The sequence below is a fragment of the Shewanella bicestrii genome, assembly GCF_002216875.1.
Lineage (GTDB): Bacteria > Pseudomonadota > Gammaproteobacteria > Enterobacterales > Shewanellaceae > Shewanella > Shewanella seohaensis.
In genome coordinates, this window is sequence record NZ_CP022358.1 from 1,792,398 (window position 1) to 1,815,716 (window position 23,319).

At 47.7% G+C, this 23,319-nt stretch carries 22 protein-coding genes; 16 read left to right on the forward strand and 6 right to left on the reverse strand.

Annotated features, from left to right (window positions below; genetic code table 11):
• Nucleotides 1-72 precede the first annotated feature (72 nt).
• The 5 genes from CF168_RS07800 to CF168_RS07820 all read left to right on the forward strand — a co-directional run bounded on the left by CF168_RS07800 (nt 73) and on the right by CF168_RS07820 (nt 3,681).
• Nucleotides 73-1,902, forward strand: coding sequence for a DUF885 domain-containing protein (locus CF168_RS07800; RefSeq protein WP_089067513.1), 1,830 nt, complete (start codon nt 73-75; stop codon nt 1,900-1,902).
• Between the two features lie 179 nt (nt 1,903-2,081).
• Entirely contained in the window at nt 2,082-2,360 is a 279-nt protein-coding gene (locus tag CF168_RS07805; protein ID WP_011623210.1) for a peptidylprolyl isomerase, read from the forward strand.
• A gap of 74 nt (nt 2,361-2,434) precedes the next feature.
• Nucleotides 2,435-2,971, forward strand: coding sequence for a GNAT family N-acetyltransferase (locus CF168_RS07810; RefSeq protein WP_089067514.1), 537 nt, complete (start codon nt 2,435-2,437; stop codon nt 2,969-2,971).
• A gap of 70 nt (nt 2,972-3,041) precedes the next feature.
• Nucleotides 3,042-3,272: an RNA-binding S4 domain-containing protein gene (locus CF168_RS07815; protein ID WP_011623208.1), complete on the forward strand. Its 231-nt coding sequence runs from the start codon at nt 3,042-3,044 to the stop codon at nt 3,270-3,272.
• 22 nt (nt 3,273-3,294) lie between these two features.
• Entirely contained in the window at nt 3,295-3,681 is a 387-nt protein-coding gene (locus CF168_RS07820) for a ribonuclease E inhibitor RraB (protein WP_011623207.1), read from the forward strand.
• Nucleotides 3,682-3,734: 53 nt separating this feature from the next.
• Here the strand turns inward: CF168_RS07820 and CF168_RS07825 are convergent, their stop codons facing one another.
• On the reverse strand, nt 3,735-4,643 hold the full coding sequence (locus tag CF168_RS07825) for a LysR family transcriptional regulator (protein ID WP_089068927.1): 909 nt from the start codon (nt 4,641-4,643) through the stop codon (nt 3,735-3,737).
• 141 nt (nt 4,644-4,784) lie between these two features.
• Between CF168_RS07825 and CF168_RS07830 the strand changes: the two genes are divergently transcribed.
• The 4 genes from CF168_RS07830 (at nt 4,785) to CF168_RS07845 (ending at nt 11,651) form a co-directional block, all read left to right on the forward strand.
• A complete protein-coding gene (locus CF168_RS07830; RefSeq protein WP_023267800.1) occupies nt 4,785-5,555 on the forward strand; it encodes a TSUP family transporter in 771 nt (256 codons plus the stop codon).
• Between the two features lie 278 nt (nt 5,556-5,833).
• The gene (locus CF168_RS07835; protein WP_089067515.1) at nt 5,834-7,036 is read left to right on the forward strand and encodes an exonuclease SbcCD subunit D; all 1,203 of its coding nucleotides are present in this window, start codon (nt 5,834-5,836) and stop codon (nt 7,034-7,036) included.
• The gene (locus CF168_RS07840; protein WP_089067516.1) at nt 7,033-10,089 is read left to right on the forward strand and encodes an SbcC/MukB-like Walker B domain-containing protein; all 3,057 of its coding nucleotides are present in this window, start codon (nt 7,033-7,035) and stop codon (nt 10,087-10,089) included. The genes CF168_RS07835 and CF168_RS07840 overlap by 4 nt, the downstream gene beginning before the upstream one ends.
• Nucleotides 10,090-10,355: 266 nt before the next feature.
• Nucleotides 10,356-11,651, forward strand: a complete 1,296-nt coding sequence (locus tag CF168_RS07845; protein WP_086902587.1) for a peptidoglycan DD-metalloendopeptidase family protein — start codon at nt 10,356-10,358, stop codon at nt 11,649-11,651.
• A 332-nt stretch (nt 11,652-11,983) separates the two neighbouring features.
• Here the strand turns inward: CF168_RS07845 and CF168_RS07850 are convergent, their stop codons facing one another.
• The 4 genes from CF168_RS07850 to CF168_RS07865 form a co-directional block, all read right to left on the reverse strand.
• A complete protein-coding gene (locus CF168_RS07850; RefSeq protein WP_089067517.1) occupies nt 11,984-12,442 on the reverse strand; it encodes a hypothetical protein in 459 nt (152 codons plus the stop codon).
• 126 nt (nt 12,443-12,568) lie between these two features.
• The gene (locus CF168_RS07855; RefSeq protein WP_089067518.1) at nt 12,569-13,078 is read right to left on the reverse strand and encodes a M48 metallopeptidase family protein; all 510 of its coding nucleotides are present in this window, start codon (nt 13,076-13,078) and stop codon (nt 12,569-12,571) included.
• Nucleotides 13,079-13,133: 55 nt separating this feature from the next.
• Nucleotides 13,134-13,571: a DUF3010 family protein gene (locus CF168_RS07860; protein WP_089067519.1), complete on the reverse strand. Its 438-nt coding sequence runs from the start codon at nt 13,569-13,571 to the stop codon at nt 13,134-13,136.
• A 98-nt stretch (nt 13,572-13,669) separates the two neighbouring features.
• Complete coding sequence (locus tag CF168_RS07865; RefSeq protein ID WP_089067520.1) at nt 13,670-15,019, reverse strand: DEAD/DEAH box helicase; 1,350 nt, start codon at nt 15,017-15,019, stop codon at nt 13,670-13,672.
• Between the two features lie 322 nt (nt 15,020-15,341).
• Here CF168_RS07865 and rssA point away from each other — a divergent pair, with 322 nt between their 5' ends.
• The 7 genes from rssA (at nt 15,342) to CF168_RS07900 (ending at nt 22,458) form a co-directional block, all read left to right on the forward strand.
• Nucleotides 15,342-16,289: a patatin-like phospholipase RssA gene (gene rssA / locus CF168_RS07870; protein WP_089067521.1), complete on the forward strand. Its 948-nt coding sequence runs from the start codon at nt 15,342-15,344 to the stop codon at nt 16,287-16,289.
• 109 nt (nt 16,290-16,398) lie between these two features.
• Nucleotides 16,399-17,079: a hypothetical protein gene (locus CF168_RS07875; RefSeq protein ID WP_089068928.1), complete on the forward strand. Its 681-nt coding sequence runs from the start codon at nt 16,399-16,401 to the stop codon at nt 17,077-17,079.
• A gap of 353 nt (nt 17,080-17,432) precedes the next feature.
• A complete protein-coding gene (nrdD, locus tag CF168_RS07880; protein WP_086902592.1) occupies nt 17,433-19,550 on the forward strand; it encodes an anaerobic ribonucleoside-triphosphate reductase in 2,118 nt (705 codons plus the stop codon).
• A gap of 105 nt (nt 19,551-19,655) precedes the next feature.
• Complete coding sequence (gene nrdG, locus CF168_RS07885; RefSeq protein ID WP_086902593.1) at nt 19,656-20,117, forward strand: anaerobic ribonucleoside-triphosphate reductase-activating protein; 462 nt, start codon at nt 19,656-19,658, stop codon at nt 20,115-20,117.
• Nucleotides 20,118-20,242: 125 nt separating this feature from the next.
• A complete protein-coding gene (locus tag CF168_RS07890; protein ID WP_011623193.1) occupies nt 20,243-20,599 on the forward strand; it encodes a YibL family ribosome-associated protein in 357 nt (118 codons plus the stop codon).
• Between the two features lie 263 nt (nt 20,600-20,862).
• Nucleotides 20,863-21,474 carry a GTP cyclohydrolase II gene (ribA, locus tag CF168_RS07895; protein ID WP_023267813.1) on the forward strand — a complete coding sequence of 204 codons (612 nt, stop codon included), beginning with the start codon at nt 20,863-20,865 and terminating at the stop codon, nt 21,472-21,474.
• Nucleotides 21,475-21,681: 207 nt separating this feature from the next.
• Nucleotides 21,682-22,458: a hypothetical protein gene (locus CF168_RS07900; RefSeq protein ID WP_430980741.1), complete on the forward strand. Its 777-nt coding sequence runs from the start codon at nt 21,682-21,684 to the stop codon at nt 22,456-22,458.
• A 64-nt stretch (nt 22,459-22,522) separates the two neighbouring features.
• Here the strand turns inward: CF168_RS07900 and CF168_RS07905 are convergent, their stop codons facing one another.
• Nucleotides 22,523-22,969: a FlxA-like family protein gene (locus CF168_RS07905; RefSeq protein ID WP_089067523.1), complete on the reverse strand. Its 447-nt coding sequence runs from the start codon at nt 22,967-22,969 to the stop codon at nt 22,523-22,525.
• Nucleotides 22,970-23,319 lie beyond the last annotated feature (350 nt).

Genomic DNA, 23,319 nt, shown 5'->3' on the forward strand with positions numbered 1-23,319 from the left:
CCCGTAAGCAGACTTTGAACTAAGTATAGGAAGAGTTTGGCTATCACGGACCCAAAAGGAGAAATATAAAAGATGAAATTAAGTTTATTGGCGGGAACGATAGCGTTAGTGTTTGCTTTACAAGGCTGCTCAAAGCCAGAAACAACGGCAGCGGTACAAGAAGGCTCAACCCAAGCCGCTGCGGCGCAAACTGAAACTCAAACCGCTGAGTCTAAATACGTCGCCTTAGTCGATGCCTATTTTAAAGATTACTTAAAGTTAGAGCCGATTTACGCCACTTTTGTCGGTGTTAATGACTACAACGCGCAGTTCGGCGGCGACTTAACTGAGGAATATCTTAAGGCGCGTCATGATCTGAATACCCGTTATTTAGCGCAAGTGAGGGCGATTGACCTTGAGCAATTGCCTGCCGATTTACAACTCAGTTACGCGCTGTTTGTTTATGACCGCGAAATGGCCCTAGTGGACGAAACCTTCCCATCACGCTTTATGCCGATCAGCCAGTTCTACAGTACTGTGATCACTATGGTGCAATTGGGCAGTGGTGAGAGTGCGCAGCCTTTTAATACAGTGCAGGATTATCGCAACTGGGAGCAGCGTGTTAACGGCTTTATTGATTGGATCCAATTGGCCGAGAATCGTATGAATGAAGGTATTGCCAGTAAGGTGGTGTTACCTCGCGTGTTAGTTGAGCGGATTATTCCACAGCTTGATGCCATGCTTACTACGGATGCCAGCCAAAGCATTTTCTATTCACCGATTAATCACTTCCCAGAAGGGTTTTCGGATCAAGATAAAGCGGAGCTAACAGCAAGTTATCAAGCGATGATTAATGAGCGTTTAGTGCCTGCATTAACGGGACTGCGTGATTACTTCAAGCAGACTTACTTACCTAAGTCCCGCGCGACGGACGGTTGGTCTGGTCTACCAAACGGTAAAGCTTGGTATCAGCAATTAGCCAATTCTCATACCACCACAACCATGCCAGTGGATGAAATTCACCAAATTGGTCTCAATGAGGTCGCACGCATTCTTTCTGAGATGGACAAAGTCCGTGAGCAAGTAGGTTTTAAAGGTGACTTAAAAGCCTTTTTTGCTTCTTTATCGTCTGAGCCACAATACTTCTATAGCGATCGCCAAGGCTTAATCGATGGTTATATGGTGTTGAAAGATAAGATTAACCAAGTATTGCCACAATATTTTAATGTTATGCCAAAGGCCGACTATGTGGTTAAACCGGTAGAAAGCTTTAGAGAGCAATCTGCTGCTGGCGCGTCCTATGAATCACCAGCTGTGGATGGGAGCCGTCCAGGGGTGTTTTATATCAACACCTATAACCTAAAAGCACAGCCGAAATGGGGTATGACGACGTTGTCATTACATGAGGCCGCGCCTGGTCACCATTTCCAAATCGCCATTAAGCAAGAGCTAACAGGCGTGCCTGAGTTCCAACGTTTCAGTGGCTATACCGCCTTCGAAGAGGGCTGGGCGCTGTATGCTGAATACTTAGGCATCGAAATGGGGCTCTTTAGCGACCCTTATCAGTACTTTGGTAAGCTGTCAGACGAAATGCTGCGTGCAATGCGCTTGGTGGTGGATACGGGATTACATGCCAAAGGCTGGAGCCGCGAACAAGCGATTCAATATATGAAGGATAATTCGCCCATGGCCGAGTCGGATATTATTGCCGAGGTTGAACGTTACATGGCGATTCCGGGTCAAGCGCTCTCCTACAAAGTGGGCCAGCTAAAAATCCTCGCCCTGCGTGAACGTGCTGAAAAAGCCCTGGGTGATAAGTTTGACCTAAAAGCCTTCCATGATCAGATCCTCACCTCTGGTTCATTACCTATGGCGGTGATGGAGCAGAAAATTGATCGCTGGATTGCAGCGACTAAGGCTTAACACTGAGTCAATTCTGCTGCGCCGTTATCGATAACAAAATCAATCGCGGCGCGGTTTAAGACTTTTTAATTAAACAGAATGTTTTTATACTCAACATTCACATCCCGTTTTCAGTCATAAAAACGGAAACCATATGATATTTGGGGCAAATGTCTCAGGATTATTCAGGGAGTTTTATCATGGTTCAGGCTACAGCAAGACATTTGTTAGTGAGCAGCGAAGAGCAGTGCCAAGCACTTAAACAACAGATCCTCGACGGTGCAGATTTTGCGCAAATCGCTCGCGCCCATTCTTCATGCCCATCGGGTGCACAAGGTGGTGAATTAGGTTCATTCGGCCCAGGCATGATGGTGCGTGAGTTTGATGAAGTGGTATTTAGTGCACCATTAAACGTGGTTCAAGGTCCAGTTAAAACCCAGTTTGGTTATCACTTACTCGAAGTCACCAGCCGCGGTTAATCGTCTTCTTGCCGAGACAATGGCAGCGTTTGGCTGCCATTTTTTTTAGTTCGTCCATCCATTGGGGAGCCGCTATGCTTGAACTCTATACCGACAGACTAAGACTTCGCAGTTTACAAGAGCAGGATTGGCCACATTTCTTGGCATTACATCAAGATCCTGACATCAATCGCTATGTGCGTATTCCTGAATCTGCCGAAGTGATCCGGCAAAAGTTTGAGCAGCGCTCAGTCACCTGGGACTATGCCTCTGGCGATTGGCTTACGCTGACGATCGAAACGCTGGATAGCGGTGAGTTTATCGGTTTAACTGGCCTTCATTGCCATAGTGTGGAGGAGCAACGTGCTGAGGTTGGTTATTTGCTGGCGCACGCAGGGCAAGGTAAAGGCTATGCCACTGAGAGTTTACTGGCGGTTGTCGATTGGGCCTGTTTAAGTCTGTCAGTCCATAAATTGGTTGGGTACTGCGCTAAAGATAATATCGGCTCAGCTCGGGTGATGGAGAAATGTGGCTTTCAACTGGAGGGCATATTTCGGCAGCATTTTAAGATAGGCGATGAGTGGCTAGATGAATCCGCCTATGGGCTGCTCACCGATGAAAGGCAAAGATAAGTTAAATTATCTGCATCCCATGGTACATGCTGCTATAATGCCGCAGGTTTATTTTTTGAGGCGTGTTTAAGTGGCGCAAATTAATCAGTTAGCTTTGTATCCTGGCGAAGATTTTATTGAATTGTACAAAGTGTTAAAGGTACAAGGCATGTCGAATGCCGGCGGCGAAGCCAAGCATGTTATTGATGAAGGTTTAGTTACCGTCAATGGCGAAGTGGAAACGCGCAAACGTAAAAAAGTCGTTGCGGGTGACATCGTCAGCTTTAATGGTGAATCGGTTCAAATCATTGCGGCTGAATAAGCCTGAAACTGTGGAGTAGGATATGCAATTTCCAGACGACGATAATGGCAAAATGCTGGCTGCGATGGCCGAAGCCGGAATTGACCTCACTAAAGCCCTCGATGTTGATTTCTTTTTAGTTTTCGATGATCAGCGCGATGCTGAAACTGCACTCGAAGAGTTAGCTAACTCCGATTTAGAAGGCGAAGTTGAGCTGAACCTTAACGATGAGCTCGGTAAGTGGGAAATCATCGTATGCATCAACATGGTGCCAGACTACGATGACTTGGTTGAGCAAGAGACCATACTCAATGATTTTGCGGCCGAGTTTGGCGGCATGACCGATGGATGGGGCGTAATGCAACATCAAGAAGGTGATGATGAGTTTATGGATGACGACCATGTTCACGATGAACATTGCCATCACTAAGCCTATCGCCGGATAAGCGTAAAAAAACCACCGCTCAGGTGGTTTTTTGCTATCTAGGCTTTGTCGATATCTGACGATTGCCGATATGGTGCAAATAACTCGAGCATCCAATCGATAAAGGCTTGCACCTTTAGCGGTAGGCTAGGGGATTTGGGCGTGAGTAAGTAATAAGCGTATGGGCTGGTAAAAGGTGCTTGAAACGGGATCACTAAGCTGCCATTGGCCAATTGTTCTTCGATAAAAAAACGTGGGATCAGCGCTGCGCCCATGCCACTGGCTGCGGCTTGGCTCAACATATAAAAATGCTCGACGCCAAAGGTTTGTGCCTGCGTGAGTACTAGTCCCACTTTATCCGCCCAATATTCCCAAAGCTCTGGCCGTGTGGTGTGTTTAAGTAGCGTGACCTGATTGATGTCTTCGATGCTTTTGAGCTTAGGCGCGAGTGACGGCGCGCACACTAAGCACAAGTCTTCATCCATCAGCTTGATGTAATTAACGCCTCTGGGGAGTTGAGTGCTGCTGCGAATGGCGATGTCGTAACGACCTTGGCTGAAATCGACGGCGAAGTCACCAATCGAGAGATCCACATACAAATGTGGATGCCGAGATTTAAATTGCTCCATCCGGGGGATTAACCAGTTGATGGTTAAACTGGGTAACACATTGATCGCTAAAGTTTGTGGCCGCGAGCCTTGACTACGTAAATCGGCGGTGGCACTGGACAAAGTTTGCAGAGCCGCTTGCACATGTGGCAAGTAGCGCTTGGCTTCGTCCGTGAGAGCGACTTTTTTATGCAGGCGCACGAAAAGGGCAAAACCTAAGAATTCTTCTAGTACACGGATTTGTTTACTGATGGCGCCGTGGGTGACATGCAGTTCTTTGCTGGCAAGTGTCATGCTTTGCAAGCGGGCGGCAGACTCGAAAGCCCGTAATGCATTGAGGGGCGGCAAGGAAGTAAACATAGGCGTATCCGAATCGAGTAAATGATAAGGGTATTTAGTGTGAGCTTTGCTCACGCTAGCGCGACAATAACTCCTTTGCGTTTATAAGGCAAACGCAGTCTAATGCGAAGCCTTAGCTCCTATTACTCAATAATAACAATCATGGAATTTGAACTGACTCTACAAATTGCGGCATTACTCTTTGGCGTGGCTATGGTGGCGGGGTTTATCGACTCTATCGCCGGCGGCGGGGGCTTGCTGACTATCCCTGCGTTAATGTGGGCGGGTTTACCGCCGGCGGTGGCGCTCGGGACTAACAAATTACAGGCCTGCGGTGGCAGCTTTTTTGCGAGTTTGTACTTTGTGCGTAAGGGATTAGTTGATTTGAAGGCCGTTAAACTGTCCCTTATCTGTGCCTTTGCGGGCGCCGCCTTAGGCACTATTCTGGTGCAGTTGGTCGATGCCAAAGTACTGGAGTTAGTCTTACCTTTTTTAATCCTCGCGATTGGTTGTTATTTCTTGTTTTCGAAAAAGATTTCGGAAGATGACCGCCACCAAGTATTAACGCCTACCGCCTTTGCCTTTACCGCCGCGCTCGGTGTGGGTTTGTACGATGGCTTTTTTGGCCCTGGCACAGGGAGTTTCTTCGCGCTGGCCTTTGTGACCTTGGCCGGTTTTGGTCTGGCAAAGGCGACGGCACACGCCAAGGTGTTAAACTTCTCGACCAATATTGCTTCGCTTATCTTCTTTACCTTAGGTGGCAAAGTGATTTGGGTGCTCGGCTTAGTGATGCTTGCTGGGCAGGCAATCGGCGCTACCTTAGGTTCGCGCTTAGTCGTGACCAAGGGCACTAAGATCATTAAGCCTTTAGTGGTGACTATGTCCTTGGCCATGAGTGTGAAGCTGCTAGCCAGCCAATATCACCTGTTTTGATATAGCCTCTCTCATATTTAACTCTCCCTGTTAAGGCCGATTGCCTACTCGTGCTGCATAGTCCATGAGCACAGTTTTCGGCCTTATTGCTGCAAATCTCTTCACTCCCTTGGTATTCGCTATACTCCGCAGTCATGTTTAGGATAACCTAGCATTTTTAAAGCGTTTTTAGGGGCAATTGGCTGTGTTATTGCTTCGCGGCGCCTGAGACTTCACACGTTAAATGGTAAGCGTCCACGCGATAGAATCGGCTTAGTATCCATTAAGGTTTAGCAACGATGAGATTTATCCATACCTCGGACTGGCACATTGGTCGCCAGTTACATAATCAATCACTCTTAGAAGACCAAGCCTATGTGCTTGATCAAATAGTGACATTGGCAGAGCAGCACACTGTCGATGCGGTGATTATTGCCGGGGATATTTACGATAGATCGATTCCTCCGGCCAGCGCCGTGGCTTTGCTCGATGAGGTGCTTAATCGCCTCATCACAGAGTTAGGATTACAAGTGCTGATGATTGCCGGTAACCACGACGGGCACGAACGCTTAGGTTTTGCGGCTAAACAAATGGCGGCAAGTGGCTTGCACATTATAGGGCCGCTTCAGGCTGATTTAACGCCGATCCGCTTAACCAGCTCAAGTGGCGATGCTTACTTTTATCCGCTGCCTTACGCCGAACCTGCAACCGTGCGCCAAGTATTTGAGGCGGATGCTAAGGGGCTCAGCGTATCCAGCCATGAAGAGGCGATGGCGCTACTGCTAGAACAAGTCCGCAGCCACGACAGCCAAGGGTTACCTAAGGTCGTTGTTAGTCATTGCTTTTTAGATGGTGGCAGTGAGTCGGAGTCCGAGCGGCCATTGAGTATTGGTGGCGCCGATAAAATTTCCCCACGGCTTTTTAGTGAGTTTGACTATGTCGCCCTCGGCCACTTACACGGACCGCAATATAAAGGCAGTGAACATGTACGTTATTCTGGCTCGATTTTGAAATACTCCTTTAGCGAACAGCATCAACACAAGTCAGTCACTTTAGTTGACGTCACCGCGCACACTCCGGCGCAGATCCAACTCTTGCCCTTAACTGCGCTGCGCGATGTGCGAATTATCGAAGGAGAATTGGCGCATTTATTAGATCTTGGAAAGACCGATGCCAAGCGTGAGGATTATCTGATGGTCAGACTCCTTGATAAACACGCCATTTTAGATGCCATGGGTAAATTGCGCAGTGTCTATCCCAATGTGCTGCATCTAGAACGTACTGGATTAATGGCGGGCGAACAGGCCGTCGCACTCAACCGTGACCATATCAAAAAAGGCGAAATGGCCATGTTCCGTGATTTTTTCAGTCAAGTCTCTGGCGAGGAATTGAGTGATGCGCAGCAAGCGGTCATGGATGAGATTTTAACTAAGCTTCACAGGGATGAAGGCGATAGCGGTGGATCTACTCGCGTTGTAGCAAAAGGGGAGCAATCTGCATGAAGCCACTCTCGCTGTCGATGTCGGCCTTTGGCCCCTTTGCTTCGACTCAAACTATTGATTTTACCGAACTGGGGAATAACCCCTTATTCCTGATCAACGGGCCAACTGGTGCGGGCAAAACCACGCTGCTCGATGGAATTTGTTTTGCACTCTATGGAAAAACCACGGGTAACGAACGAGAAGGCAGCCAGATGCGCTGCGATATGGCCGATGATAGCGTACTGACTGAGGTAACCTTTCATTTTCAATTAGGCAGTACGGGTTATCGTATTCGCCGTGTCCCCGAGCAGGAGAGATTAAAGAAAAGCGGTGATGGCTCAACGGTACAAAAGAGTGAGGCACAGCTGTATAAGATTGCCCCGGATGGCAGCGAAACCCTTATCGTCGCCAGTAAAGTGTCCGACGCCACGGCGGAAATCGAGGCATTAACTGGCCTAGATGTGGAGCAGTTCCGCCAAGTGATGGTGCTGCCGCAGGGGAAATTTCGCGAATTGCTGATGGCCGATTCTAAGGCGCGTGAGCAGATTTTTAGCCAATTATTCCAAACCCATATCTATAAGCGCATCGAAGATACTCTAAAGGCTAAGGCGGCGGATATTCGTGCCTTAGTGAAAGAGCAGCGCGCCCGCCGTGACGGTATTTTGCAAACGGCAGCACTCACATCCGATGATGAACTTGCCGCTGAGTTTAGCCGCATTGAACCCGAATTCGCGGCGGCGACGGCAGCAAAAGAGCAAAGCGTTGCGGCGCATTTAGCGGCATTAAAACAGCGTGATAGCGCGCAGCAACTCTTTGCTGAATTTACTCGCTTAGAGGAATTGCAGGCTGAGGTGCTTCGTCTTAATGAGCAGCAAGCGCATATTGCTACCCAAACGACACGACTTGAGGTGGCCAAGCAAGCACTGCGGGTAAAACCCTTATTAGATAATGCCTTGTCGCGGGAGCAAGAAGCGAGTGTTGCAGCCGCTCAGCGCGATAGCGCGCAGTCGACGCTCGATGCCGCCAAGCTCGCCCTCACTCATGCAGAAACTGCGGCGCAGGAAATTATTCCCCTTGAACATAAGCTGCGTGAGGTTGAGCAGCAACACAGTCATCTCAGTGCCTTAGTGCCGCAGCTGGCTGAGTTTACCAGCCTGGAACAAGCTTTAACGCAGGCAAAACAGATACTGCAACACACCAAGTTGCAGGGGCAGGAGAGTAAAACAGCACTTGCCACCTTAGTTGAGCAGCGCGGTCATTGTGAGAATCAACTGCCTGCCTTGCAATCGCAAAGTGAGCTGCAACTTGCCACTGCGCAGGCGCTGCAGCAGCACCGTCATATGCTCGAGCAGTTTAAGCAGTGGCAGCAGATCTGCGCCAAAGTTGCGCACACTCAAGGGATTCTTGAGCAGGTCGGCTCACAAGGAAAAGCACTTAATACCCAATATCAAGCGGCCTCAACGGCTTACAAGTCTTTGCAGCTGACATGGTTTCAAGGTCAGGCAGCCATTTTAGCTAGAGAGTTAAAACCCCATGAGCCATGCCCAGTTTGTGGCAGTTCGGCTCATCCTCAGCCCGCGGTGAGTCATGAGGATTTACCAACGGATCTACAATTGCAGGCGGCGCAGGATGCCGAGGCCTTGGCGCTCGATAATCTCAATAAAGCGCGGGCAGAATATCGTGGACTGCAAAAGCAATTAGAAGCACAGCAACAGCAGGCTAATGAGCTGGCAACAGTCCTTGGCGATAAGGTTGAGTTGTCACTCGAATCCCATAGCCAAACCTTAGAAAGACTCATGCTGCAAGCGAAACAGGCCGATGCTGCGGCGCAAGCGCTGCAGCAATTACAGCAACAGATCAAAACCTTGCAGCTGCAAGAGTCGACTTTGACGCAGCAACTCGAACTTGAGCGTGAGCGCTACCGTGAACAAGAAGGCAAAGTCGAGCGGCTATCGGGTCAATTTGCGGAAAAAGCGCTGAGGATCCCAGAAGAATACCGAACACTGGAGGTATTGAATCAAGCGATTGCGAATAACCAGCAGCAACTCGAACAGATAAAGCGTCAGATTGATGTGCTCAGAACCGCGCAGCAGCAGGCAACACAGCAGAGTGTCGCGGCGCAAACGGCATTATCGGCGGCAATAGAGCGTTGTAATACTACGGCAGATCTGCAGGCGCAAGCACAGCAGACACTACTGACGGCGCTCGATAACGCAGGCTTTATTGATAGGGATGCATTGCGCGAAGCCTTGTTAACCGATGAGCAAATGCAGACGCTGGCCGAGGGTATAGAAACTTATCACAGACAGTGCGCCTTAAATCAGTCGCAACTGACTCAGCTTACAACCAAGTTGAGCGAGTCGACATCACCCGATCTTGACGCCTTAGAGGCCTTGCTCACTGAGCGACTCGCGCAGCTTAAAACGGCGGAAGAGGTATGGAGCCAACTCAATACTCGGCTCACCCTGCTTAACAATACCCAAACTCAGCTGGCGGTGGTCGATCAAAAGGCCAAATCCCTCGAGGATGAATACGCTGTGATTGGCACCTTGGCCGATGTTGCCAATGGTAATACGGGCAACAAAATTTCCCTGCAACGCTTTGTGCTCAGCGTACTGCTCGACGATGTGTTGCTTGCGGCAACGCAGAGGCTGCATTTAATGAGTAAAGGGCGCTACCGATTATTGCGTAAAGAGGACAGGGCGAAGGGCAATAAGGCCTCAGGACTAGAGCTTGAAGTCGAGGATGCCTACACCTCTAAAGTGCGTCCCGTGGCGACCTTAAGTGGCGGTGAGAGTTTTATGGCTGCCTTGTCGATGGCCTTGGGCTTATCGGATGTGGTTCAAGCTTACGCGGGCGGCATAAAACTCGATACCTTATTTATCGACGAAGGCTTTGGCAGCCTAGATCAGGACTCCCTCGAACTTGCCATTCGCACGCTGATGGATTTGCAGTCGGCGGGGAGGATGATTGGGGTGATTTCCCATGTATCCGAAATGAAAGAACAGATAGGCACTCGAATTGATATCTTGAAAACCTCCCATGGGAGTGAAATCAAGGTGATTTTGCCTTAGTCTAACTTAAGCGGAGAAATGTTGGCTTAACACATTGTTTTTATTGACATGACAAACCAGATTTTGCGCTATTTAACATCTATATACAGAACACACAATCGGTTTAAAGTGCTAACTGACGCATGTTTTTAGTAAATAGTGCTATAAAAGTGCAAAATAGCGTTTGTCATAATCGGTTTTTTGGGATAAGTTGACAAAATTCGGGCTTCCCCCTGAGGGACTGGTTCAAAAATATAACGCAATAACGATAACAAAAGGTGAAAGCGTTGCAGACAGGTAAACCCAATTTGGCTAATTTTCCGCAAATTCGTTTGCAGAATTTATCTTCAGCCCACAAGAATATTCTCCTCGTTGGTGGTTTATTAATCGGTGCGGCGATGTTAATGCCGAATGCCAACCATGTGGTTCCTACTGCTCAACGTATTCCCGTCGCGCTCGATCTTGAGACGATTTTGCCACAGGTTTCTGAGCCTGTTGAAACAGCCCCAATTGTTGATAATACCCCTCATTTTGAACGTGTCATTGCTTCTGGCGATACCTTAAGTGCTTTATTTTCTAAAGCTGGTGTTGATCAGCAAACCATGTATAAAGTGTTAGAAGCCGACTTAAACATTCTGGCGCTCGATACCTTATTACCCGGTAACCGTATCCAATTTTGGTTGGATAATGAAGGCCAACTGCAAAAGTTAGAGCTGTATTTTAACGCCGCACGCCAAGTGGTATTTACCCGTTATGAAGATGGCAGCTTTAACGTTGAAGAAATTAACGTTGAAGGTGTGTGGCAAAACCGTATTCTCACTGGCGATATTAAAGGTTCATTCTACGTTTCGGCGCAAAAAATGGGTTTAGCGGCGGCCGATATTCAGCGGATTGAAGATTTACTCAAAGAGAAAGTGAATTTTGCACGGGATTTACGTGCAGGTGATAAGTTTTCTGTTTTGGTAAATGATCAATATGTTGAGGGCGAAGCAACAGGAAGCAGCCAAATATTAGGCGTGAGCATTAAAACGGGCCGCTCCGAAATTAGTGCATTCCAACATACCGATGGCAGTTATTACGATGCTAAAGGCCAAAGCTTAGTGCGTGCCTTCCAACGTATTCCGTTAGCCAAACAACCACGCATGAGTTCTCGTTTTAACCCGACGCGTAAACATCCTATTACTGGCCGTATTTCTCCACACAATGGTACCGACTTTTCAGTGCCTATTGGTACTAAAGTTATTGCGCCTGGGGATGGTGTCGTAAGCTTAGTCACCGATCACCAATTCGCGGGTAAATATATTGTGATTGAACACGGTGGTAAGTACCGTACACGTTATTTACACCTTTCTAAGGCATTAGTGCGTAAAGGTCAACGCGTAACCCGTGGCCAAGTGATTGCTTTATCAGGCAATACTGGACGTTCTACCGGTCCACATTTGCATTATGAATTCCATGTTAACGGCAAGCCAGTGGATCCAATGAGAGCCGATATCCCGATGGCAAGCCAATTAGCGAACCAAGAATTACGTACCTTCACCAATATCGTGAAGAGCCGCCAAGCGTTAATGAACTTAGGCTAACCCATTCATTAATCCGAGCGAACCGAATATAAAAACGCCGATGAATTTGATGTCATCGGCGTTTTTATTTGCGCTGTGTTTAGCGATAACGGCTGGAAAACGCTGTATTCATCAAGATACTAGTTTAATGAGATTGATGCTTGGCCGAATAAGCAATGAGTGTTACTGCTTTAATAAGCGTTGAATAGAGTGAAACTGGCACTACATAAAGGGTACAAGCAGATATCGCCTTATAGATGGGCCGAGTGCCGATATAAGCAAGTCACTTGGCACTACATTAGCTTGTATCTAGTTTGATTCATTTACGCAGAATAACCGTCAATTCAAATGAATTAACTGGCCTGACGTTTCTGCATTGCCTTTAACGCACATTTACACAGACGACCTTTTAAAGCTGGGCAGCCTCCGCAGGGGGATTTTTTATAAGGACGAAGGGCAAAACTGCGTTCAGTGGCTAATGGACGGATACGCTTAATAACGGCGGACGATAAAAATTTAGCATCATTTGCGGCACTAAAATGGGCTTTAGCTAATTTAAGTTGTTTCTTGCGGGCGGTCTTATCGAGGGTTTGGATTTGCTGTTTCGCCACATATTCGGCTAATAATTGGCTTAAGTGTTTACGCTGCTGTTTTTTATGTTGAGCGCGAGTCGCATGCATTATTGGGGGATTTGCCGAATAAAGGTTTTGCAATTCAACAGGGCTATTAGATTTTGCCTGCTGCTTTTGCAGTTTCTTGGCCTGTTTGTTACACCACTTTTCTAGCTTTTTACCAATCTTTTGCTTTTTCATACGACTTTTTACACGGCTTGAGTGCGGTAACGGATAAGACAGTTTCATTCTAAATGAAAATTATTATCAGTCAACTGCGCGTGATAAATCGACGAGTAAAATGCGAGCTTACTCGAAAAAGTTTATTTAGCTTGAGTAGGGTGATTGGTTAGCGTCGATACAGGTTAGCAGTAAACGCAGATCGAATTCGAATTGATGGTAATCGGGCTCCATATAAGTACACAATTTATAGAAAGCTTTATTATGGTCTTTCTCTTTTAAGTGTGCGAGCTCGTGTACCACCACCATTCTGAGCAAGGGTTCGGGGACGCGCTTTAAACGTGAAGAGATACGGATTTCGTTCTTAGCCTTGATTTTATTCCCTTGCACTCTGGAGACGTAAGAATGTAAGCCAAGTGCATGATGACTCATACTAATTTTGTCATCGAAGATCACTTTTGACAGGGGAGAGGATTGGCGTAAAAACTGATTTTTTATCCCTTGGGTATAGTCATAGAGAGCTTTGTCGCTGCGGATCTCGTGGACCGTGGGATGACGACGCAGCAGAACATCCGCAAGCTTTCCACCTTCGAGTAGTTGCTGAACTTGGCGTTGGATATCCGGACTATAACCGCTTAAATATTTTAAGGTTTGCATTGTTTCTAGCTGGAGGAAACGAGCTTAGCGCTACAGTTGCGCTAAGCTCACACGCTTAAGCCTTACCGAAGATACGGCGATTTTGCTGAGCGTAGGCTGCCTCAAAGGCGGGTTGTTGGAAGCGTTTAAGATCTAAGCTGTCAAAATCAACTTGAGGTGGATTACGCTTGTTTTGTTCCTTGATAGCAACAGGTGATAACAAGGTCACCGGCAGATCGCCGAGTTGAATTGCGGCTTCGAGTTTAAAGCTGGTGGCAGAACCAGCCAGTTTGCCTTTTTGCTCGCGCTCGATAACGACGATTTCATCGACCTTATAATCTTCCATTAACTTATGGAAAGCGAAGTGAAATTCACGGATAGTTTCCGCTGAGGCGGATTGAGCGACGCTAAAAGACACTTTACGGCAGCTTGGTACGTTGAAGGTTTCACCTTCGTAGCTCAGCAGACTGATAATGGCTTCGCCGCCTTTTAATTCAACACCACAAATTCGCATGTTACACCTTTAAATATCAACATTTCTTACATATGGCAGGAGCATATTCCCACCCGTAATGTCGAGAGTCTGCACTATGGACTCTCGCGAGTAAATCATTAACGCTCGTCGTCATGATCCTGCAGCAATGGCGCCGCAGGTTTTTTACGCATGGGCGCATCACCCACATCAACCCCTGTGATAAAGCGTTTGTCACGGGAGGCGGCCGTTTTAACCGTTTTTGACTTGGTTTTTGCTTTGGCCTTGGTACCTGCCTTAGCGACCGCTTTAGTTGCGGCAGTCTTTGGCTTGTCTTTTAAGCCACTAAATTTAGCTTCGAGGCCCTGAATCACACTGATCTCAAAGGTCTTTCTAAGGAAGAGTTGTACTTTCTTAAAGTTATCCCAATCCTTAGGGCCAACGAGGGAGATAGCATCACCTTTGGCGCCCGCGCGGCCGGTTCGACCAATGCGGTGGACATATTCTTCGGCAAATTTTGGCATGTCGAAGTTGATGACGAGGGAGACATTGAGTAAGTCTAAGCCACGGGATGCCACATCTGTGGTCACCAGAATTTGCTGCTGACCACGGGCAAATTGATCCATGATTTGATTACGGGCCGCCTGCTTCAGCTCGCCACTTAGGGCGGCTGTGGCAAAGCCTTGAGCCGAGAGTTTGCTCGCTAAGCGATCGGTGTCGGCGCGGGTGGCGGTAAAAATAATCACTTGCTTGTGGGTTTCGTCACTGAGCAAACGCGTGAGCAGGGCTTCTTTATGATCTAAGTGATCACACAGATAAATCCGTTGGGTAATGTCCTGATGCTCTGTGTGGGCAGCGCCAATAGCAACATGCGACGGATTTTTAAGTAATGCTGCGGCAATCTCATTGATTTCACTGTGATCTAAGGTGGCCGAAAACATCAAGGTTTGACGACGCTTATGATCGGCGGCAGCGTTGATGGCTTTTAATTGTGGCGCAAAACCCAGATCCAGCATACGGTCTGCTTCATCGAGGACAAGCAGTTCTAATCCATTGAGGAAGAGGTTTTTTTGCTCTAAATGATCGGCGATGCGTCCCGGCGTTGCCACGATAAAATGCGGCTCTTTTGCCAGTGCTTTGGCTTGATCGTTAAAGTTCTCACCACCCAAAACGCTAATGGCTTTGTATTGAGTGTTGGCAACCAGCAAACGTAGCTGGCTATACACTTGGTGGGCCAATTCGCGGGTTGGTAATAAAATCAGTACTCTAGGATCGCGCTTGGTCAAGGCGCGGGTGGAGATTACTCTTTGCATTGCTGGCAACAAAAATGCCAAGGTCTTACCGGACCCTGTCTTTGATGATGCCATTAAATCTTTACCTGCCAATGCGATAGGCAGTGCTTGTTCCTGGATGGCGGTTGGGGTTGCAATCCCCATATGCTTTAAGCTTTGTAACAGACGCTGGTCCAGAGAAAAATCAGTAAACTGCAAAGGTATATCCCCTAAATCTGAGTGAGGGCAGATTATAGCCTTAAATCACTATGCTCAGCTATCTTGATTGGTCATTATCTTACTGAATCCGCTAAATAGCCGTTGTTATGGCTGGCGATTTAACAAAGGCGTGAGCATTAATCCCCCAACATGTGTATAACGGGCTAGGCAGCTCCTTGGGGTACGCGTATTCGATGGGCCTTGGATTCATTTCCACAGCGGCCTTTTAACGCGCTAAGTGGAATAAATCCATAAATGATTGACAGTACTCAGGGCGGAATTTAGCTTATTCAAATCATTGAGTTGTTAAGGGAAACATATTATGGGCAAGGGAACAAAACCCACCATTGGCATCGCGCTTGGAAGCGGAGCCGCCAAAGGTTGGGCTCACATCGGTGTACTCAATGGCTTGGCCGCCATGGGAGTCAAACCCGATAAAGTGGCCGGATGTTCAATCGGCGCGCTTGTTGGGGCGGCCTATGCCCATAATCATTTGACCGAGCTTGAGGAATGGGTGCGCAGTTTCTCAAGCTGGGATGTCCTCGGGCTGATGGATATTCGTTGGCGCAAGGGCGGTTTGATTGGCGGTGAGAAAGTCTTCGATGTGCTGCAATCACGTATTGGGGATATCAATATTGAAGATTTAGATCGCCCCTTTGCGGCCATAGCCACGGATTTGTATTCAGGGCAAGAAATCTGGTTTCGTCATGGTGATTTACGCCAAGCCGTGCGTGCATCTTGCTCTATGCCGGGGATATTAGCCCCCGTGCGTCAAGGTGAGCGTTGGTTAGTCGATGGCGCCGTGGTGAACCCTGTGCCCGTGTCAGTAAGCCGTGCCATGGGCGTCGATATTGTGATTGCTGTGGATTTGCACGGGTTTCATTCAGGGCGGCTGCAGGTATTACCCGTCAATATGACCAGTCATAAGGCGCCGGAGGAAGAAACCGAAATGCCCGCGCGCCAAGAAACCGGCTTTATGGATTTATTTGCGAGGGGGCGGGAGTATGTCAGCAGCTTAACCGACAAGTTTTCCCTCGGTACTAAATCCAATCCCGGTATGATTGCGGTGATGTCACAGTCGATGGGGATTTTAGAGCAGCGCCATAAACGGGCACGGTTGATGGGAGACCCTCCCGATGTTCTCGTCGTGCCAGAAGTGGCCAATATCGGCACTATGGAATTTCACCGCGCCGATGAAGCGATTGCGGCGGGGGAGGCGGCTGTCGCGAAAGTGGCGCACTTGATTGAAGCCGCGATTTGGAAAGGCTAAGTTGTGAGGATACTTAGTCTTCCAAGAATAATTTAGGCAAGTGACTGTTTGATTGGCTTATTTTTTGCTTTAACCCCATCACACAGTGTTAGATGCCGAATTATTGACGATGAATCCTCTTTTAAATGCCTTAAATCTGAACCGTAGCAGTGTTGCCGATGCCTATGGCCTGAACAGCAAGAAGACGGACACGAGTAAGACAGAATCCTTGACGGATGCCAAGTCATCCACCAAGGATACGCCTAAGACTGAAGCGAAACCGAGTGATGAGATTGCCTTGTCACCCCGCGCGCTTAGGGCGCAAAAAATCCAAGCCATGTCGAAGGATTTTTTTGCCGATGGCCAGTTTAGTGTGTCAGATATTCCGGCCCTAGTGTCTCGGCTGCAAAAGGACGGCATTTTGTCCGATGCACAGGTTGAGCGCCTGTCACAAAATGGCATTAATTTGCAGAGTCAAAAGCCGAGCAAGCAATCCCTGCAGGACTTTATCGACGACGAGCTAAAGTCTTTAGCGGAAAAGTCACCAAACAGTCCGATGATCAACACCTTAGTCGATGCTAAAAACGTATTGTCGAATATGGATGATGCACAATCTCCTGTGCTGGCACAAAAAGCCACTAAGGTATTTGGCCAGTTAACCGATTATCTAAATAGCAATCCAACACTGAGCGACAGCCAAAAACAGTTATGGCAGGGGCTTAAATCGACTATGCAAGTGGCTTCCTCCATGGGGATGCAGCAATCGGCATCGGGGCAACTGAGTAGTTATCTTGCGTTAGCCAAGCGTTAACTCTGTTTGAGTGTAAACCTTAGCTAAGGCAAACGCCGAGCTACGGGCTGCTTTTATTCCAAGGACTTTTTATTCCAAGGACTTTGGCTTTCTGGCCAAGGTACTTTTGTCGTTATTAGCGGGTATTTTTAGCGTCCGCTATCCTGCTTTATGGCCAAGGTCAAGGCTTAAAACTGAGATCATTGGGTTTGGCTACAGTTCTTCTTTGTTCTTTTTATCCATCCGATAAATCATGATCTGGATCATGGAATTTTAGGTGTTAATGCCGCTTAATTGCCTAGATATTGTGTTTGTTGATTATCTAAACACTATATGTAGTGTTAATTTTAATCGGAATGGAGAGGAACTGAACAATGCCAGTCGTGATCAAGCGGGATGGTTGCCGCACACCTTTTGATGAAACAAGGATAAGAGATGCAGTGATAGCGGCTGCAAACTCGGTTGGGATAGAGGATGCAGACTATGCCGCGACGGTTGCCGCTTGTGTGAGGGAGCGAGTGGCCAATCTGGCAGAAGTCGAGATCCACCATTTACAGGATGCGGTTGAAAACCTACTGATGGAAGGACCTTACAAGTCTCTGGCGCGGGTCTATATCGAGTATCGCCATGACAGAGACATTTGCCGCGATGCGACCAGTAAACTCAATCTCGAAATCCGTGGTTTAGTCGAGCAGAGCAATGCGGCGCTGTTAAATGAAAACGCTAATAAAGACTCTAAAGTGATCCCAACCCAGCGGGATTTACTCGCGGGGATCGTCGCGAAACATTACGCCAAGAGCCATATTCTGCCTAAGGATGTGGTGGCCGCCCATGAACTTGGTGAAATCCATTACCACGATCTCGATTATTCGCCGTTTTTCCCGATGTTTAACTGCATGTTGATTGATTTGGCGGGCATGTTGACCCACGGTTTTAAGATGGGCAACGCCGAAATTGAGACCCCAAAATCCATCTCCACCGCTACGGCGGTCACGGCGCAGATCATTGCCCAAGTGGCCAGCCATATTTATGGCGGCACCACGATTAACCGCATCGATGAAGTGCTCGCGCCTTTTGTGGCGAAGAGCTATGACAAACACTATCAAGTGGCACTTAACTGGCAAATTAAAGATGCCAAGGCCTATGCGACGGCGCTGACCGAAAAAGAATGTCATGACGCTTTCCAATCCCTCGAATATGAAGTGAATACCTTACATACCGCCAATGGGCAAACGCCATTTGTCACCTTTGGTTTTGGTCTGGGTACTTCGTGGGAGTCGCGTTTAATTCAGCAATCTATGTTGAAAGTCCGTATGACGGGCCTAGGTAAAAATCGTAAGACTGCCGTGTTCCCTAAACTGGTGTTTGCGATTCGCGATGGCATTAACCACAAGGCCGGTGATTGCAACTACGATGTCAAACAAATGGCCCTAAAATGCGCCAGCATGCGCATGTATCCGGATATTTTGAACTACGAGCAAGTGGAAAAGGTCACGGGTTCATTTAAAACCCCTATGGGCTGTCGCAGCTTTTTAGGCTCCTATAAAGAAAATGGCGAGCTGGTCCATGAAGGGCGCAATAACCTTGGGGTTGTGAGCTTAAACTTGCCCCGCGTAGCCCTCGAGGCCAATGGCGATGAGGCTGAATTTTATCGCATTTTAGATGAGCGTTTACTGCTTGCCCGCCGCGCATTAGACACCCGCATCGAACGTTTAAACGGCGTTAAAGCCAGAGTTGCGCCCATTCTGTATATGGAAGGCGCCTGTGGTGTGCGCCTGCGCGCCGATGATGATATCGCCCAAATTTTTAAAAATGGTCGGGCATCGATTTCATTAGGCTATATCGGTTTGCATGAAACTATCAATGCGCTCTATGGCACTGAAACCCATGTGTTTGATGATGCCAAACTTCGTGAAAAAGCGGTGGCGATTGTCGCGCATCTTAAAGCGGCTACCGATGCATGGAAGGCCGAAACAGGTTATGGGTTTAGCCTTTATAGCACCCCGAGTGAGAGCCTCTGCAGCCGTTTCTGTAAACTCGATGCGCGCCAATTCGGCGTGGTTGCAGGGGTCACCGATAAGGGCTATTACACCAATAGCTTCCACTTGGATGTGGAAAAGCGGGTGAATCCTTACGATAAAATTGATTTTGAGCAGCCATATCCTGCGATCGCCAATGGCGGATTTATTTGCTACGGCGAATACCCGAATATGCAGCACAACATCGAAGCGCTCGAAAATGTGTGGGATTACAGTTATAGCCGCGTGCCTTACTACGGTACTAACACGCCGATTGATGAATGCTACGACTGCGGTTTTACCGGCGAGTTTAGCTGTACCAGTAAAGGTTTTACTTGCCCTAAATGCGGTAACCACGAGCCAAGCCGAGTGTCTGTCACTCGCCGAGTGTGTGGTTACTTAGGTAGTCCAGATGCCAGACCATTCAACCATGGCAAGCAAGAAGAAGTGAAACGCAGGATCAAACACTTGTAACACTTTTGCCTTGTTTGTTTTGTTACACTGGCACAGCCGCACTGGTGGCGACTGTGCTTTGATGTTTAGCCCCTAATCATATTGGGCTTTAGCGCGGACGCAGCAATGAACTATCACCAATATTATCCCGTTGACGTGGTGAACGGTCCCGGCACCCGGGTAACCCTATTTGTGTCAGGTTGTGAGCACCAATGCCGAGGTTGCTATAATCAAAGTACTTGGGATGTGCGCTCAGGCCATTTGTTTGATAAGGCGATGGAAGATACGCTTATCGCCGATCTACAGGATGAGCGCATTGTGCGCCGCGGCTTGTCGCTCTCTGGCGGTGATCCACTCTTGCCCGCCAACCTTGAGGGGATCCTCGCGTTAGTAAAGCGAGTGAAAACCGAATGTCCGGGTAAAGATATTTGGCTGTGGACGGGTTATACCTGGGATGCGCTAACGGATAAGCAGCGTGCGGTACTGGAATATGTGGACGTGCTGGTGGATGGTAAATTCGAGCAGAGCCTTGCCGATCCGAGTTTGCCATATCGTGGCAGCAGCAATCAGGTGATCCGTTTCTTATAAAAGCGGTAACGAGGATCGCTAACTTGCTGTTATAATCCCACACCTTGACACAGTGACCCGGACATTCAGGCCCTAAATGGTGCACATATCGACTGGGATTCACTTAAGTAATTTAAGGTAAAATGATGAATTTAAAGCAAGAACTGCAGCAGCTTAACGATAAGCTAGATAAGTTTCGTCGTAAACTGGCGGCAGCAGAGCAACGTGGCGATGCCGTTATTGTGGCGCAATTTAAACGCGATATTGCGGCGGTCACTAAGCAAATCAATAGTGTAAAAACGCAGCAGTCGCGTCTTTTACAAAAGCAAGGCACAGATATTCAACACTTGCCATTCCACCGCGCCCTCACCAAAGCTGAGCAAGCCGACATGGGTCAACTGAAAAAGTCAGTCAAAGGCCTAGTGGTTGTGCATCCTATGACGGCATTAGGACGCGAAATGGGCTTAACTGAAGTAACAGGTTTTGCGCCAGCAAAGTTTTAAGTTTTATTGGCAAGTTATTCATTGAGTTGCAAAATAAGGCACATGCCTATTTTGCAGCGCCCTGAATGGTTGTTCGACAGATTGAGCTATACCCGTGATCGCGCTGCAGGCTTAGATTTATAGTTGATTAAATTACTAAAGTATTTCGTGATCACGGAAAACGCTTTAGAATAGGCGCTCAGTAGGCGAAGAGCCCAATCATCGTTTTGTTTATGGATGTTCCTTCCGTCTCATGGAATGAGAGTAGTCGTTAAGGTTAAGTCATGTCGATAAAATATGTCGCGACGTCAAAATTACCCACTCCCTGGGGCGTTTTTGCCATGCACGGTTTTGAAGATACCGAAACCGGTAAAGAGCATGTTGCCCTCACATTTGGCACCCTAAGTAGCGATGCCCCCGTATTGGGTCGTATTCACTCTGAATGTCTAACGGGTGATGCCTTGTTCAGCTTACGCTGTGACTGTGGCTTCCAGCTGCAAACTGCGATGCAAAACATTGCCGAAACCGGCAGTGGATTTATCTTATATTTGCGCCAAGAAGGCCGTGGTATCGGTCTGCTGAATAAGATCCGTGCCTATGAATTGCAGGATAAAGGCGCCAATACAGTTGAGGCGAATGAGCAATTAGGTTTCCCAGCGGACATGCGTAAGTACGATATGATCCAACCTATGCTTGAACAAATTGGCGTGAAGCATGTACGCTTAATGACCAATAACCCTCGCAAAGTCAAAGCGATGAAAGAAATCGGCATCGAAGTGGTTGAGCGTGTTCCCCTGCAAGTCGGTAAAAACCGCTACAATGAAGCTTACTTAAAGACCAAATCCACCGAGCTTGGCCATATGATGTCTGAGTATCATTTTACGGATGAAGAGTAATCTTTAACCCAAGCGATAACCGATTAGGCTTAGCAAATCAGGATCTGTTTGCATAAATTGAAGACCATCTTTAGCCGGTTACTCGTTAAATGCTTTTCCTGTTCGGCGCTATCAATGGGGTGTGTCTTTCCACTGTTGGCGTCGACCGCTCCCATTGTAAGCCACACCCCAGTGCAGACCGCACAGCAATCTCAGTCGCTTGCTCAAATGAGCCCCGAATCGCCGATTGATGGTCAAAATAATCCTAATTCCGTTTATGCCTTTGGCAGTTATCTTGGCACGGGTGTGTATCGTGCCGCCGATCAAAATGCCACAGTGGTGAGTATTCCCCTAAGCTTTGATTTCTTAAAGGATGAGAGCAGCCAAACCTGGCTGCGTTTACCCTTATCCTTCGGTTTTTTTGACTACTTAGCCAAAGATATTACCGATGGTGAATTGCCTTCCTCGGTCGGCACTATGACGATGACGCCAGGCATAGAGCATCATTGGCAGGCAACGGTAAACACGCGAATGGAAGCCTATCTGGATGTGGGCTTTGGGACAAATTTCGATACCGATGCCAACGTGGCAATTTTAGCCTCTGGCGTGAGTAGCTTGTATGATTTCAGCCTTGCTGGCGAAGACAGCGTCTGGGTGTCGAGGCTAAGGTTTGCAGGTTACAGTGAGCGGGTAGGGAAATTAACCGACCAATTTGCAGTGCTGCAAACTGGGGTGGATATTGGTCTTTCGCCGCGCTGGCAATGGTTGAATATTCAGATGCAGCCGAGAGTCTTTGCGGTTGGTTATTGGTATTTCAACGAGCTGGATTTTAGTCAAGATGCTGAAAATGAAACCATAGTCTCCGGCAGCTATGAGATTGGTGCCACGCTAGCGTTTTCTAAGCCCTTGGGCGGAGATCTCCTCGGCATAGATAGAATCGGGATCAGTTATCGCACTGGTGACGGGTTAAATATCTGGCGGTTATTATTTAGTTTTCCTATTTAATCTGTTTCAACCCATGCACATGAAGTGTTGATATCCAAACACTAACGCAGATTGGTGCTAAGCCTTAGCCTGCAGATTTTTGTGCATCCCGCATTTTCTTATCCATTAACACGGCAATTTGATTACCGAGTTGCATAATTTGCTCCTGCAATAGCTTACGTTGCTGAGCTGCGGCTTCAGAATCATCTCCTTCGAGTTTGGTGAGCATTTCCTGCAAGGCTTTGATTTGTTCCTTTATGCGTTTAATTTGCTCATCAATAATCGATGTTGGCTCTTCGGTATCAGTCGTTTCCGTCTGCTGCAGTTTTTCTGCTGCTTGTCCCCTTAAAGCTGCACCTACTTCAGTGGCGAGGGCTTGTCTTCCCGCATTGGAGATATTGACCGTTTCTTGAGGTGACGCGTCTATGGTCTCTGTTGAGCCGTTGGATGAAGGCGTGGTGGTGATATAGGCACTGGACACTGACTTAAAGGCGCCGCTGCTTGCCGTAGTATTTAATCCATTAATGTTCACGATAGATTCCTTTGAGACTTCAATGTGGCTGTTCAACTATCTTCATAAGAGTGACAAAAGCTGAGTCACACATCTGAGTGCTAAGTAGTGAGTGCCGAATGTGCTTTATCGAGTTATCGGCAGATGGATAAAAAACTCAAGCAGATTTTCATCCTTATTTTGCAAAGGGCGCGATATGTGGGATTAAGAACAGGGCAAACTGACAGTGAGTTATCGCTTAAGGGGACTCATAGTCGGATTGACCTGCTAAATCAGAGGATTTGGTAATACGGTATATCTAAGGTAACGTAACTAAATTAAACGAAGCTAAGTTAATTGTACGACAATAATTTTACCCTACTAGGATGCGA